Genomic DNA, 15,083 nt, shown 5'->3' on the forward strand with positions numbered 1-15,083 from the left:
AGCAGGTGTTGTTACTGAAATTATTGAATAACAACAAAATCTTCGATTTAAATAAATTTAAATTAAAGAAGATTTTGTTGAAGTTTATTACGGAAATTATATTCTAAAAGGAATATAATTTTCTATAAATTATAAAAGGCTAGGTCCTTTGGGCCTAGTCTTTTTTAAAGAAAAGAACAAAATCTTCGATTTAAATAAATCAAGGAAGATTTTACACATATCCATAAACGGAAATTATATTTAAAATTATCCTTAATTTAATGAAGTATATAATTTCCTATGGATTATTAAAAAATATAAATATTTGATAAAGAGTATAAAAAGCTGTGTAAGGAAATAATATCAGTGGATATATTAAGTGATGTAATCAATTTCAAATAAAAGATTTTGATATTGACATAACTTACAAATTATGATAGTTTATATTAGTGATATAGTTTAACATTGGGTAGGTGTGCCCGAATAGAAGAAGTGATTCAATTCATATATATATTTACTGTGGACTAGGAGGTGTTGATAGTGAGAGTAAACATTACATTAGCTTGTACAGAATGCAAACAAAGAAATTACAGCACAACTAAGAATAAGAAAAACAATCCTGACAGAATTGAAATGAAGAAGTATTGCAAATTCTGTAAAACTCATACAATTCATAAAGAAACTAAGTAGTTCTAGCAGAAAATTTAGAGAAAGCTTATATTACTTAATTTTAGATATTAATCTACATTAATTTTTAAGTTCATAGTTTTCTATGAATTAAAAAATACAGGTAAGGGTGTGAAGTGGATGGCTGCTCAAACAAGTGCTGATAAAGGCGCTAAAAAAATTGGGGGATTTTTTAAAGGCGTTAAAGCTGAGTTAAAAAAAGTAAGTTGGCCTAACAAGAAACAGCTTGTTAACTATACAACTGTTGTTTTAGTTAGCTGTGCATTGATGGCTTTATTAGTTTGGCTTCTTGATACAACAGCACATCAATTATTAAAATTTATACTAGGTTAAATAAGGATAAAGGAGGGAAGGACCTTTTAATAGGTCCCCGAGGGTTATGACAGATAAGTCTGATAAAGCTAAATGGTATGTAGTTCATACTTATTCAGGTCATGAGAATAAAGTAAAAGCTAATATTGAGAAGCTAGTAGAAAATAGAGGTATGCAGGATGTAATACTAGAAGTGAGAGTACCTACTGAGGAGCATGTAGAAGTTAAAAATGGTAAGAAAAAAGTAAAAGAAAGAAAGATGTTCCCAGGGTATGTTATGATAAAAATGATAATGAATGATGAATCATGGTATTTAGTTAGAAATACGAGGGGAGTTACAGGGTTCGTTGGACCTGGTTCTAAGCCCGTTCCATTGACTGATGAGGAGATTAAGATGATGGGCGTACAAGAACCTTTACCACAGATAGGAATCAATGTTGGAGATACTATTAAAGTAATAGCAGGACCATTTGAGAATTTCATTGGGACTGTTGATAGTATAAATTTAGAGAGACGAAAATTAAAAGCATATATATCAATGTTTGGTAGAGAAACTTTAGTTGAACTTGATTTTGAACAAGTAGATACATTATAATCTAGTTTTAGATTGTTAATTAAGCTAAATAGCTTTGTAATAGATATTTAGTGTTAATGTGGGAGGGAATAACCCGCATAACCACAATTTAACAAGGAGGTGTAATAGTAATGGCAAAAAAAGTTATGGCTGTAGTTAAATTACAAATCCCAGCTGGTAAAGCAACTCCAGCCCCACCAGTAGGTACTGCATTAGGACCACATGGTGTTAACATCATGGGATTCTGTAAAGAGTTCAATGCAAAAACTGCTGATCAGGCTGGTATGATTATTCCAGTTGTGATTACAATTTACCAAGATAGATCATTTAGTTTTATAACAAAAACTCCTCCGGTAGCTGTATTGTTAAAGAAAGCATTAGGAATAGAAAAAGGCTCCGGAGAACCAAATAAAAATAAAGTTGCTAAGATATCAAAAGATAAGATAAGAGAAATTGCAGAAATCAAGATGCCAGACTTAAATACTGACAACATAGAGTCAGCTATGAGCATGGTTGCTGGTACAGCAAGAAGTATGGGAATTGTTGTTGAAGAATAGTCGACAAGTGGGAGGTACTTGTTAGACCGTTAATACCACAAAGGAGGTTAGAATTATGCCAAAAAGAGGAAAAAAATATCAAGAAAGTTTAAAACTAATTGACAGACAAAAATTATATGATCCAGAAGAAGCAATTGAGCTTGTTCAAAAAACAGCTAAAGCTAAATTTGATGAAACAGTTGAATTATCAGTAAAATTGGGAGTAGACCCAAGACATGCTGATCAACAAGTTAGAGGAGCTGTTGTTTTACCACATGGTACTGGTAAAACAAGAAAAGTTTTAGTTTTTGCTAAGGGTGAAAAGGCTAAAGAAGCTGAAAATGCAGGAGCAGATTACGTAGGAGCTGAAGAATACATCAATAAGATTCAAAATGAAAACTGGTTTGATTTTGATGTTGTAGTTGCAACTCCTGACATGATGGGTATGGTAGGTAGACTTGGTAGAATATTAGGACCAAAAGGACTTATGCCAAATCCAAAGTCAGGTACAGTAACATTTGATGTTGCAAAAGCAGTTAAAGATATTAAAGCTGGTAAAGTTGAGTATAGAGTAGATAAAACTTCTATTGTTCATGTTCCAATTGGAAAAGTTTCTTTCGGTACAGAAAAATTATTAGAAAACTTCAAGACTGTTATGGAAGCTATTATTAAAGCTAAACCAGCTGCAGCAAAAGGAAGATATTTAAGAAGCGTTGCAGTTTCAAGTACAATGGGTCCAGGAATAAAAATAAATTCACAAAAATTAATGGACTAAAAAATAGTTGACAAGATATTATTTTATTGATAGAATTATATTGTTATGATGATATAGATAAGTTAATATTTTAACCGTAGACAGTAGGTACTCTTAGGAGTTTAAATTTGCCTACCGAGGTTGTTTTGAGTAATAGGAAACAATAGCCTCTCTGTGTCTACGGAGAGGCTTTAATTATGCCTAAGTTTCCGCAATAAGGAGGTGGACCTGGATGAGTACTAAGATTGAACAAAAAAAGCAGATAGTTCAAGAAATTAAAGACAAGATTGATAGAGCCCAAGCAGTTGTATTAGTTGACTATAGAGGGCTAAATGTTGAAGAAGTAAATGAATTAAGAAAGAAATACAGAGAAGCTGGAGTAGAATACAAAGTTTATAAAAATACTTTGATGAGATTTGCATTTAAAGATGCAGGTTTAGAAGAGTTCAACAACTACTTAACAGGACCTAACGCAATAGCTTTTAGTTATGATGATCCAGTTTCAGCTGCAAAAGTGACAAGTGAGTTTGCTAAAGAACACGATAAATTAGAAATCAAAGCAGGTGTAGTTGATGGAGAAGTTATTGATGTAAATAGAGTTAAAGAATTAGCAAACTTACCATCAAGAGAAGTATTAATAGCACAAGTACTTGGTGGCTTAAATGGTCCTATTACAGGATTTGCTAATGTTCTTCAAGGTACTATTAGAAAGCTAGTATATGCTTTAAATGCTATAAAAGAAAAACAAGAAGCTTAATTTAAAATTCAAAATGAAAAAAGAAAAAAATAATGGAGGGATAATAAATGGCAAGTGAAAAAGTGACTAAGTTAATTGAAGAAGTTAAAAGTTTAACTGTATTAGAATTATCAGAGTTAGTAAAAGCATTAGAAGAAGAATTTGGAGTAAGCGCACAAGCTCCAGTAGCTATGGCAGCTATGCCAATGGGTGGAGCAGCTCAAGCAGCTCAAGAAGAAAAAACTGAATTTGATGTAGTATTATCAAGCGCTGGAAGCCAAAAAATCAAAGTAATCAAAGTAGTTAGAGAGTTAACTGGATTAGGATTAAAAGAAGCTAAAGAATTAGTTGACAATGCTCCAAAGACATTAAAAGAAGGAGTATCAAAAGAAGAAGCTGAAGAATTAAAAGCTAAATTAGAAGAAGCAGGAGCTAGCGTAGAAATAAAATAGTAGACTAAAAATACTCCGGTAAATACCGGAGTATTTTTTCTATATAAAAATTCCCTTGACATCTACAAATCGTTATGATAGTATTATAAAATGCATTATAGTGGAGTTTTAGAAAGATAATTGAATAAATCCCGTTTTTTTTGGGAATATTATTACGGGTATGTCTTTTGTTGTTTACCAAAAAAAGTTAATAATAGGGCATGTTGCGCCTTTAGTTTTTAATAAGGGGTGAATAATTAATGGTACATCCTGTTTCAGTTGGCAAGAGAACCAGAATGAGTTATTCAAAAATTAATGAAGTTTTAGAATTACCGAATTTAATTGAAGTACAAAAGAAGTCCTATGAGTGGTTTTTAAAAGAGGGACTAAAAGAAGTTTTCGAGGATATTTCACCAATCGAAGACTATACAGGCAACTTGATTCTAGAGTTTGTAGATTATAATATTTCAGGAGAACCAAAATACGACGTAGAAGAATGTAAAGAAAGAGATGTTACATATGCAGCACCTTTAAAGGTTAAAGTTAGATTAATAAATAAGGAAACAGGAGAGGTTAAAGAGCAGGAAGTATTTATGGGAGATTTCCCTTTAATGACAGAAAAGGGAACTTTTATTATTAATGGTGCAGAGAGAGTTATAGTAAGCCAGTTAGTAAGATCACCAGGTGTTTATTATGGAGAGCAAATTGATAAAACAGGAAAAAGATTGTACTCAGCAACTGTAATCCCAAATAGAGGAGCATGGCTAGAGTACGAAAGTGATTCTAATGATATTGTATTTGTCAGGGTAGATAGAACGAGAAAAGTACCAGTTACTGTACTTATAAAAGCATTAGGATGCGGAACTAATGCAGATATAATAGAATTATTTGGTGAGAGTCTGCAGCTTGAGAAAACTTTGGAGAAGGATAATACAAAAACTCAGGATGAAGCACTTTTAGAAATTTATAAGAGATTAAGACCGGGTGAACCACCAAACGTAGAAAGTGCTAAGTCACTTTTGAATTCGCTATTTTTTGACCCAAGAAGATATGATTTTGCTAAAGTTGGTAGATATAAGATTAATAAAAAACTAGCATTAAGAGACAGAATTGTAAATTATAGAGCGGCTAATGATATAGTTGATGAAAATACAGGAGAAATTTTAGTTGAAAAGGGAGAAAAGATATCAAGACAAAAGGCTTTAGAAATCGAAAATGCCGGAATCAACTCTGTTGATGTTTTAACAGATGAAAATAAAGTAGTTAGAGTTATAGGAAACCATTTTGTTGATATAAAGGCTTTTGATCTTCCTTTCCCGATAGAAGATTTAAAAGTTAAGGAAAAAGTATATTATCCTGTAATGAAAGAACTTATTGAGAAATATGAAGACCCAGAGCAGTTAAAGGAAGCTATAAATGAGAATGTAAAAGAATTAAGTCCAAAACACATTATTATTCCTGACATAATAGCTACTATTAATTATGAATTCAATTTATTCTTTGGTATAGGCGAAACAGATGATATTGACCATTTAGGGAATAGAAGACTTCGTTCAGTTGGAGAGTTGTTGCAAAATCAATTCAGGATCGGTTTATCAAGAATGGAAAGAGTAGTCAGAGAAAGAATGACTATCCAAGATATTGATGTTGCAACACCACAACAGCTTATTAATATAAGACCTGTTGCAGCTGCAATAAAAGAGTTTTTTGGTAGCAGCCAGCTTTCTCAATTTATGGATCAGACAAATCCACTTTCAGAGTTAACTCATAAGAGAAGGATGTCCGCTTTAGGACCTGGTGGTCTTAGCAGAGATAGAGCAGGTTTCGAAGTAAGGGACGTTCATCATTCGCACTATGGTAGAATGTGTCCTATTGAGACACCAGAAGGTCCAAACATAGGTCTTATTACTTCTTTGGCAACTTATGCAAGAATTAATGAGTATGGCTTTATTGAGGCTCCATATAGAAAGATAGATAAAGAAAGAGGAGTAGTAACTGATGAAGTTGAATATTTAACTGCCGATGTTGAAGATAAGTATGTAATAGCACAGGCTAATGAACCTTTAGATGAAGAAGGTAGATTTATAAATAAAAGAGTAGTAGCAAGAGGTAAAAAAGGAGTAATAGACGTAGTACCTAGAGAAGAAGTAGATTATATGGACGTATCACCTAAGCAAATTGTATCTGTAGCTACTGCAATGATACCATTCTTAGAGAATGACGACGCAAACAGGGCGTTGATGGGTGCAAACATGCAACGACAAGCAGTGCCGTTAGTAAAGCCTGAGGCACCTATTGTAGGAACAGGTATGGAGCATAAGGCAGCTAAAGACTCTGGAGTAGCTGTTGTTGCTAAGAATGATGGTGTTGTTACAAAAGTTAGTGCAACTGAGATAGTAGTAAAAAGAGATTTAGATGGAATGTTTGACACTTATAAATTGTTGAAATTTAAACGTTCAAATCAAGGTACTTGTATAAATCAAAGACCAATAGTAAAAAAAGGCGAAAGAATAAAAAAAGGTGAAGTAATAGCAGATGGACCATCAACTGATTTAGGTGAGATTGCTTTAGGTAGAAACCTACTTATAGGTTTTATGACATGGGAAGGTTATAACTATGAGGACGCGATATTACTAAATGAAAAGTTAGTTAAAGAAGATATTTTAACTTCAATTCACATTGAAGAATATGAAGCAGAGGCTAGAGATACAAAATTAGGACCAGAAGAGATAACTAGAGATATTCCGAATGTTGGAGAAGATTCACTAAAAGATTTAGATGAAAGAGGTATAATAAGAATAGGTGCAGAAGTTGAAGCTGGCGATATATTAGTTGGAAAGGTAACACCTAAAGGAGAAACAGAACTTACTGCAGAAGAAAGATTGTTAAGAGCGATATTTGGTGAGAAGGCTAGAGAAGTAAGAGATACATCTTTAAGAGTACCACATGGTGAATCAGGAATAATAGTTGACGTTAAAGTATTTACAAGAGAAAATGGTGATGAATTACCACCAGGTGTAAATCAATTAGTAAGAGTATATATTGCTACAAAGCGTAAGATATCAGTAGGAGATAAGATGTGCGGTAGACACGGTAATAAGGGTGTTATTTCAAGAATATTACCAGAAGAAGATATGCCGTTTATGCCAGATGGTACTCCATTAGATGTTGTACTTAACCCGCTAGGAGTGCCTTCACGTATGAACATTGGTCAGGTACTTGAAGTTCATTTAGGTTTGGCGGCTAAAGCATTAGGTTGGCATGTTGCTACACCTGTATTTGATGGGGCAACTGAGGAAGATATAGAAGAAGCTTTAGAAAAAGCAGGATTACCACGTACAGGTAAGATTGTTTTAAGAGATGGTAGATCAGGAGAGCCATTCGATAATCCTGTTACAGTGGGATACATGTATATGCTTAAACTACATCACTTAGTTGATGATAAGATTCACGCAAGGTCAACAGGACCATATTCATTAGTTACACAACAACCTCTAGGTGGTAAGGCACAATTTGGAGGACAGAGATTTGGAGAGATGGAGGTTTGGGCACTAGAAGCGTACGGTGCAGCTCATACACTTCAAGAAATATTAACAGTAAAATCTGATGATGTAGTTGGACGTGTTAAAACTTATGAAGCAATAGTTAAAGGTGAGAACATACCAGAACCTGGTGTGCCAGAATCCTTCAAAGTATTAATAAAAGAGCTACAAAGTTTAGCATTAGATGTTAAAGTGTTATCAGATGAAGATGATGAAATTGAGATTAAGGAATCTATAGATGATGAAGTGAGTGATATTAATTTAAGCTTAGATTCAACTGAAGTTTATGTTGAAGAAAAAAGTGAAGAGAAGTAATTGAAGTTAATATAGATAAAACCCATTTTTAGATAGAAGGGAGAGAGGCCTCCTTGTTCGAATTAAATAATTTCGATTCAATAAAAATTAGCTTAGCTTCTCCAGAAAAAATAAGACAGTGGTCTAGGGGTGAAGTAAAAAAACCTGAGACTATAAATTACAGAACTCTAAAGCCAGAAAAAGAAGGGCTTTTCTGTGAAAAGATATTCGGTCCTACTAAAGATTGGGAATGTCACTGTGGTAAATATAAACGTGTAAGATATAAAGGTGTAATATGTGATAGATGTGGTGTTGAAGTAACAAAGTCTAAAGTAAGAAGGGAGAGAATGGGGCACATAGAATTAGCTGCTCCTGTATCCCATATTTGGTATTTTAAAGGTATTCCTAGTAGGATGGGATTAATTCTTGATATGTCACCTAGAGCTTTAGAGAAAGTCTTATACTTTGCTTCTTATGTTGTTATAGATCCAGGTGATACTCCACTGTCAGAGAAGCAGTTACTTAGTGAAAAAGAATATAGAGAAGCTTTAGAGAAGTATGGTAATAAGTTTAAGGCGGGAATGGGTGCCGAATCTATAAAAGAGCTATTAAAGAAGATTGACTTAGATAAGGAAGCAATGGAGCTAAGAAAAGAACTAAAAGAAAGCTCTGGTCAGAAGAAAATTAGAATAATTAGAAGACTTGAAGTTATTGAGGCATTTAGACAGTCAGGAAATAAACCTGAATGGATGATATTAGATGTAATACCTGTTATACCACCTGATTTAAGACCTATGGTTCAGCTTGATGGTGGTAGGTTTGCAACTTCAGACTTAAATGACTTATATAGAAGGGTAATAAATAGAAATAACAGACTTAAGAGACTATTAGATCTTGGAGCACCAGATATTATAGTAAGAAATGAAAAGAGGATGCTTCAAGAAGCTGTAGATGCATTAATTGATAATGGTAGAAGAGGTAGACCAGTAACTGGACCTGGAAACAGACCTCTAAAATCACTATCCGATATGTTAAAAGGAAAGCAAGGTAGATTTAGACAAAACTTACTTGGTAAGAGGGTTGACTATTCAGGTCGTTCAGTTATTGTAGTTGGTCCAGAGCTTAAGTTCTATCAATGTGGTCTTCCAAAGCAAATGGCTTTAGAATTATTTAAACCATTTGTTATGAGGAAATTAGTTGAAGAAGGCCATGCACATAATATTAAAAGTGCAAAGAGAATGGTAGAGAGAGTTAAACCAGTCGTTTGGGATGTACTAGAGTCAGTTATAAAAGAACATCCTGTACTGTTAAACCGTGCTCCAACACTTCATAGATTAGGTATTCAAGCTTTTGAACCTGTGCTTGTTGAAGGTAAGGCTATCAAGCTGCATCCACTAGTATGTACTGCATATAATGCTGACTTCGATGGAGACCAAATGGCGGTACACGTACCATTGTCAGCTGAAGCACAGGCTGAGTCTAGATATTTGATGATGTCAATTAATAATATTTTGGCTCCTAAAGATGGTAGACCTATTACAACTCCAACTCAGGACATGGTTCTTGGTAGTTATTATTTAACTATCGAGATTCCTGGAGAAAAAGGAGAAGGAATGGTATTTAAAGATTATGAAGAAATGTTGATGGCATATCAAAATGGAGTAGTTGGTTTGCATGCTAAAGTAAAAGTACGTAGAAAGTTAGATGAAAATGATAGAGGCAAATTAGTTGAGAGTACAGTAGGTAGATTCATATTTAATGAACACATTCCACAAGATTTAGGTTTTGTTGATAGGTCAAAAGATAAATATTCATTAGAAATAGATACTTTAGTAGATAAGAAAATGCTAGGGAAAATTATTGATAGATGCTTTAGAAAGCATGGTAATACAATAACATCAATTGTATTAGACCATATTAAAGAAATGGGATTCCATTTCTCAACAGTTGGAGCTATTACAATTAGTGTAAGTGATATAATCGTACCTGAAGAAAAAGAAAAATTATTGTCTGAAGCTGAAGAGCTTGTAGATAAGTATGAAAAAGCATATAGAAGAGGATTGGCTTCAGATGAAGAAAGATATGAAAAGGTAATTGAAGTTTGGAATAGAACTACAGAAAAAGTAACTGAAGCATTAATGAATAACTTAGATAGATTAAATAGTTTATTCATAATGTCCCATTCAGGAGCGAGAGGTAGTAAGAACCAGATAAGACAGCTAGCAGGTATGAGGGGACTTATGGCAAATGCTTCAGGTAGAACCGTTGAAGTTCCTATTAAATCAAACTTCAGAGAAGGTTTATCAGTTCTTGAATTCTTTATTTCAACACACGGTTCTAGAAAAGGTCTTGCAGACACAGCATTAAGAACAGCAGACTCAGGATACCTAACTAGAAGGCTAGTAGACGTAAGTCAAGATGTAATAGTAAGAGAAGATGACTGTGGAACAGATCAAGGTATAGTAGTATCAGCGTTCAAAGATGGAAACGAAGTAATTGAAGAACTATGGGATAGAATTGTGGGTAGGTTTGCAATTGAAGATATTATACATCCTGAAACAAATGAGGTTATTGTTAAAGCTGGAGAACTTATCGATGAGAATATGGCAGATAGAATAGTTGAAGCCGGAATAGAAAAAGTTAAAGTAAGGTCTGTATTAACATGTAAGACTAGACATGGTGTATGTGCTAAATGTTACGGTAGAAACCTTGCAACTGGTGAGTTAGTAAATGTAGGAGAAGCAGTAGGAATTATTGCAGCACAATCAATTGGTGAGCCAGGTACACAGCTTACAATGCGTACTTTCCATACTGGTGGAGTTGCTGGTGCCGATATTACACAAGGTTTACCAAGGGTAGAAGAGTTATTTGAAGCTAGAAAACCTAAAGGGCTTGCGATAATATCAGAAGTTTCAGGTGTTGTTTCAATAAATCAAACAAGAAAGAAAAAAGAAGTAATAGTAACTACTGAAGGTGGAGAGTCAAAAGTTTACACTATTCCTTATGGTTCAAGAATAAAAGTAAAACAAGGAGACTACATTGAAGCAGGGGATGAAATTACTGAAGGTTCAGTTAACCCACATGATATATTAAAGATAAAAGGTGTAGTTGGAGTACAAACATATTTAGTAAAGGAAGTACAAAGAGTTTACAGAATGCAAGGTGTTGATATCAACGATAAACATATTGAAATAATTGTTAGACAGATGCTAAATAAAGTGAAAGTAGAAGATGCTGGAGATACTAATTTACTACCAGGAGGTCTTGTAAATATATTTGAGTTTGAAGACGAAAACAAACGAATTGTAGAACTTGGAGGAAGACCTGCTGTTGCAAGAAGAGTACTTCTAGGTATTACAAAAGCTTCATTAGCTACAGAATCTTTCTTATCAGCAGCTTCTTTCCAAGAAACAACTAGAGTATTGACTGAAGCAGCTATTAAAGGTAAGAAAGATAATCTAATTGGTTTAAAAGAAAATGTTATAATTGGTAAATTGATACCAGCTGGAACAGGAATGAGAAGATATAAAAGCATAGCAATAAACAAGAAAGTTGATGAAGGAGAAGAAGAATCTAATACATTATAAATTGTTGACAGTAATCTTAACAGGTGTTAAAATATATTAGTGTGTCAAATTATATAGTTGACTTTTTGAATATCTAGGAAGATTATACGGCGTATGCCGTATAGTCTTCCAGATATTTTAAAAAGGAGGAGACTATGATGTTATCAATTTTAAAAGATGCTAAAAAGGTTGTAGGTACAAAGCAGGCTAGAAGAGCAGTTATTAATGACAAGGCTAAAATAGTGTTTGTAGCTAAAGATGCTGATCGTCACGTTGTTGACGATTTGATTAAAATGTGTGAAGAAAAGTCTATTGAAATAGTATATGTAGATAGTATGAAAGAATTAGGAAGTGCCTGCGGAATTGAGTTAAAGGCAGCTTCAGCTGCGATACTAAAAGAATAATGTAACAATTTGGAAGGAGGTGCCTGTATGCCAACAATAAACCAATTAGTAAGAAATGGAAGAAAGAAAGTTACAAAAAAATCAAAGGCTCCACACTTACAAGTAGGATTCAACTCATTAAAAAAGAGACCTATTAACATGAGTTCACCACAAAAAAGAGGAGTTTGTACTGCAGTAAAAACTGTAACTCCTAAGAAGCCTAACTCAGCGTTAAGAAAGATTGCAAGGGTAAGGCTTACTAATGGTTACGAAGTTACTGCATATATTCCAGGTATTGGACACAACCTACAAGAGCACAGTGTTGTTCTTATAAGAGGTGGTAGGGTAAAAGACTTACCTGGTGTTAGATATCATATAATCAGAGGAACTTTAGATGCAGCTGGTGTGGAGAACAGAAAACAAGGTAGATCAAAATACGGTACTAAGAGACCTAAGAAGTAGATTGTCGAATATGTGCTAAAATGCAGAGACCTTAACTCTTTATAGGGTTAAGCGTCCCTTTTATATAGAGGCATTTTTGAGCACTACGGCAATTTTCTGTTGTCGAGTACCTATGAATTAAATTTAATTGTTAAGGAGGGAAGTACAGTGCCAAGAAGAGGACGTGTACCAAAGAGAGAAGTTATGGAAGATCCAATTTATAAAGATAAGGTAGTTACTAAACTTATAAATCAAGTTATGTTAGATGGTAAAAAAGGAGTTGCTCAAAGAATAGTTTATGGAGCATTCGATTACATTAGAGAAAAAACTGGCCAAGATCCATTAGAAGTTTTCAGAAAAGCTTTGGAAAATGTTATGCCTTTACTAGAAGTTAAAGCAAGACGTGTTGGTGGTGCTACTTACCAAGTTCCAGTAGAGGTTAAACCTGATAGAAGACAAACATTAGGTATTAGATGGTTAGTTAACTATTCAAGACAGCGTGGAGAAAGAACAATGAAAGAAAGATTAGCTAAAGAGATTATGGACGCTGCTAATAATGTAGGTGCAAGTGTTAAGAAAAGAGAAGATACTCATAAGATGGCAGAAGCTAATAAGGCATTCGCACACTATAGATGGTAATTTGAATAAAATGTGTTTAAGATTAGCGATTTAGGAAAGTATAATGATTAGAGCAGATTATGCAGCAGAAAGGAGGAGTACTGTGGCTAGGCAAATTCCAATCGAGAAAACACGTAATATTGGAATAATGGCACATATAGATGCTGGTAAAACTACTACTACAGAGAGAATTTTGTTCTACACAGGTAGAATTCATAAAATAGGTGAAACACATGAAGGTGCTTCACAGATGGACTGGATGGAGCAGGAGCAGGAGAGAGGGATTACAATAACTTCTGCTGCTACAACATGCTTTTGGAGAGATCACAGAATTAACATCATAGATACACCTGGACACGTGGATTTTACTGTTGAGGTTGAAAGATCACTTCGTGTATTAGATGGTGCTGTTGCAGTTTTCTGTGCTAAAGGTGGAGTTGAGCCTCAATCAGAAACTGTATGGCGTCAAGCGGACAAATATAACGTACCTCGTATAGCTTTTGTAAATAAGATGGATATAATGGGAGCTGACTTCTATAGAGCTGTTGAAATGATGAAGGATAGATTAGGTGCTAATGCAGTACCAATCCAGCTTCCAATAGGTAAAGAAGATACTTTTGTTGGTATAGTAGACCTTGTAAACATGAACGCAAGAATCTACAAAGATGATTTAGGAAAAGAAATAGAAATTACAGATATTCCAGATGAAATAAGAGATTTGGCTGAAGAATACAGAGAAAAATTATTAGAAGCTATAGCAGAACAAGATGAAGAATTAATGATGAAATATCTTGAAGGTGAAGAATTAACTACTGAAGAAATAATCAGTGCTATAAGAAAAGCAACTATAAATGTTGAGATAGTTCCTGTACTTTGTGGTTCTGCTTACAAAAATAAAGGTGTACAAATGTTGTTAGATGCGGTTGTTGATTATTTACCATCACCAATAGACTTGCCAGCAGTTAAAGGTATGAAACCTAACAGTGATGAAGAAATAGAAAGAAAGGCTTCAGATGATGAGCCATTCTCAGCTTTAGCTTTCAAGATAATGGCTGACCCATATGTTGGTAAGTTGGCGTTCTTCAGAGTTTATTCTGGAGTACTTAGATCAGGTTCATATGTACTAAATTCAACTAAAGGTAAGAAAGAAAGAATAGGCCGTATCTTACAAATGCACGCAAATAAGAGAGAAGAAATAACTGAGGTTTATGCTGGAGATATAGCTGCAGCAGTTGGTTTAAAATCAACAATTACTGGGGATACTTTATGTGATGAAAATGCTCCAATAGTATTAGAGTCAATGGAATTCCCAGAGCCTGTTATTTCTGTTGCTATAGAACCAAAAACTAAAGCTGGTCAAGAAAAAATGGCTATAGCTTTAGCAAAATTAGCAGAAGAAGACCCAACATTCAGAACATATACAGACCAAGAAACAGGTCAAACTATAATTTCAGGTATGGGTGAGTTACACTTAGAGATTATAGTAGATAGACTTTTAAGAGAGTTCAAAGTTGAAGCTAATGTAGGTAAACCACAAGTTGCTTACAAAGAAACAATTACTAAAGCTGTTGATGTAGAAGGTAAGTTTGTAAGACAGTCTGGTGGACGTGGACAGTACGGACACGTTAAGATTAAGATGGAACCAAAAGAAAGAGGAACAGGTTACGAGTTTGTTAACCAAATTGTTGGTGGTGTTATACCAAAAGAATACATCCCAGCAGTTGATGCAGGTATTCAAGAAGCTATGTTAAATGGTATTCTTGGTGGATATCCTGTATTAGACGTTAAAGTTACATTATATGATGGTTCATACCACGAAGTAGACTCTTCAGAAATGGCTTTCAAGATTGCAGGTTCAATGGCATTCAAAGAAGGTATGAAGAAAGGAAATCCTGTACTTCTTGAACCAATAATGAAAGTTGAAGTTGTAGTACCTGAAGAGTACATGGGAGATGTAATGGGAGACATTAACTCAAGAAGAGGTAGAGTTGAAGGTATGGAATCAAGAAGTGGAGCACAAGTAATTAGAGGTTATGTTCCACTAGCTGAAATGTTTGGTTATGCAACAGACTTACGTTCTAAAACACAAGGACGTGGAACTTACACTATGCAATTCAGCCATTACGAACCAGCTCCAAACAGTGTTGCGGAGAAGGTTTTAGGAAATAAATAATACGATAGTAAAATATTAAAAAATTATAAAGGAGGAAGAGAAATGGCAAAGGCAAAA

The 15,083-nt window shown here is 34.2% G+C and carries 13 protein-coding genes and 1 other annotated feature; all 13 genes read left to right on the forward strand.

Translation table 11 applies throughout. The features are described 5' to 3' along the window. Positions 1-519: 519 nt before the first annotated feature. The 13 genes from rpmG (at position 520) to fusA (ending at position 15,026) form a co-directional block, all read left to right on the forward strand. Positions 520-669, forward strand: coding sequence for a 50S ribosomal protein L33 (gene rpmG, locus BFN48_RS11790; protein ID WP_035164333.1), 150 nt, complete (start codon positions 520-522; stop codon positions 667-669). Between the two features lie 117 nt (positions 670-786). Beyond that, the gene (secE, locus tag BFN48_RS11795; RefSeq protein WP_069651087.1) at positions 787-999 is read left to right on the forward strand and encodes a preprotein translocase subunit SecE; all 213 of its coding nucleotides are present in this window, start codon (positions 787-789) and stop codon (positions 997-999) included. 46 nt (positions 1,000-1,045) lie between these two features. After that, positions 1,046-1,573 (forward strand): transcription termination/antitermination protein NusG, encoded by a 528-nt coding sequence (gene nusG, locus BFN48_RS11800; protein WP_069651088.1) that lies wholly within the window; start codon positions 1,046-1,048, stop codon positions 1,571-1,573. A 110-nt stretch (positions 1,574-1,683) separates the two neighbouring features. Continuing rightward, positions 1,684-2,109, forward strand: coding sequence for a 50S ribosomal protein L11 (rplK, locus tag BFN48_RS11805; RefSeq protein ID WP_035164320.1), 426 nt, complete (start codon positions 1,684-1,686; stop codon positions 2,107-2,109). 55 nt (positions 2,110-2,164) lie between these two features. Then, positions 2,165-2,863, forward strand: coding sequence for a 50S ribosomal protein L1 (gene rplA, locus BFN48_RS11810; protein ID WP_069651089.1), 699 nt, complete (start codon positions 2,165-2,167; stop codon positions 2,861-2,863). Between the two features lie 56 nt (positions 2,864-2,919). Continuing rightward, positions 2,920-3,047: a sequence feature (ribosomal protein L10 leader region), on the forward strand. 27 nt (positions 3,048-3,074) lie between these two features. Next, positions 3,075-3,599 carry a 50S ribosomal protein L10 gene (gene rplJ, locus BFN48_RS11815; RefSeq protein WP_069651090.1) on the forward strand — a complete coding sequence of 175 codons (525 nt, stop codon included), beginning with the start codon at positions 3,075-3,077 and terminating at the stop codon, positions 3,597-3,599. 47 nt (positions 3,600-3,646) lie between these two features. Beyond that, on the forward strand, positions 3,647-4,030 hold the full coding sequence (rplL, locus tag BFN48_RS11820) for a 50S ribosomal protein L7/L12 (protein ID WP_069651091.1): 384 nt from the start codon (positions 3,647-3,649) through the stop codon (positions 4,028-4,030). A gap of 239 nt (positions 4,031-4,269) precedes the next feature. Beyond that, complete coding sequence (gene rpoB, locus BFN48_RS11825) at positions 4,270-7,866, forward strand: DNA-directed RNA polymerase subunit beta (RefSeq protein ID WP_083238926.1); 3,597 nt, start codon at positions 4,270-4,272, stop codon at positions 7,864-7,866. Positions 7,867-7,919: 53 nt separating this feature from the next. Then, positions 7,920-11,432: a DNA-directed RNA polymerase subunit beta' gene (gene rpoC, locus BFN48_RS11830; RefSeq protein ID WP_069651092.1), complete on the forward strand. Its 3,513-nt coding sequence runs from the start codon at positions 7,920-7,922 to the stop codon at positions 11,430-11,432. Between the two features lie 137 nt (positions 11,433-11,569). Beyond that, positions 11,570-11,815 carry a ribosomal L7Ae/L30e/S12e/Gadd45 family protein gene (locus BFN48_RS11835; RefSeq protein ID WP_069651093.1) on the forward strand — a complete coding sequence of 82 codons (246 nt, stop codon included), beginning with the start codon at positions 11,570-11,572 and terminating at the stop codon, positions 11,813-11,815. Positions 11,816-11,842: 27 nt separating this feature from the next. Continuing rightward, positions 11,843-12,256 (forward strand): 30S ribosomal protein S12, encoded by a 414-nt coding sequence (rpsL, locus tag BFN48_RS11840; RefSeq protein WP_069651094.1) that lies wholly within the window; start codon positions 11,843-11,845, stop codon positions 12,254-12,256. A 147-nt stretch (positions 12,257-12,403) separates the two neighbouring features. Next, positions 12,404-12,874 (forward strand): 30S ribosomal protein S7, encoded by a 471-nt coding sequence (gene rpsG, locus BFN48_RS11845; RefSeq protein ID WP_069651095.1) that lies wholly within the window; start codon positions 12,404-12,406, stop codon positions 12,872-12,874. 82 nt (positions 12,875-12,956) lie between these two features. Further along, positions 12,957-15,026: an elongation factor G gene (gene fusA / locus BFN48_RS11850; protein WP_207644736.1), complete on the forward strand. Its 2,070-nt coding sequence runs from the start codon at positions 12,957-12,959 to the stop codon at positions 15,024-15,026. Positions 15,027-15,083 lie beyond the last annotated feature (57 nt).

It is taken from the genome of Caloranaerobacter ferrireducens, from assembly GCF_001730685.1.
In the GTDB taxonomy this organism is placed as follows: domain Bacteria; phylum Bacillota; class Clostridia; order Tissierellales; family Thermohalobacteraceae; genus Caloranaerobacter; species Caloranaerobacter ferrireducens.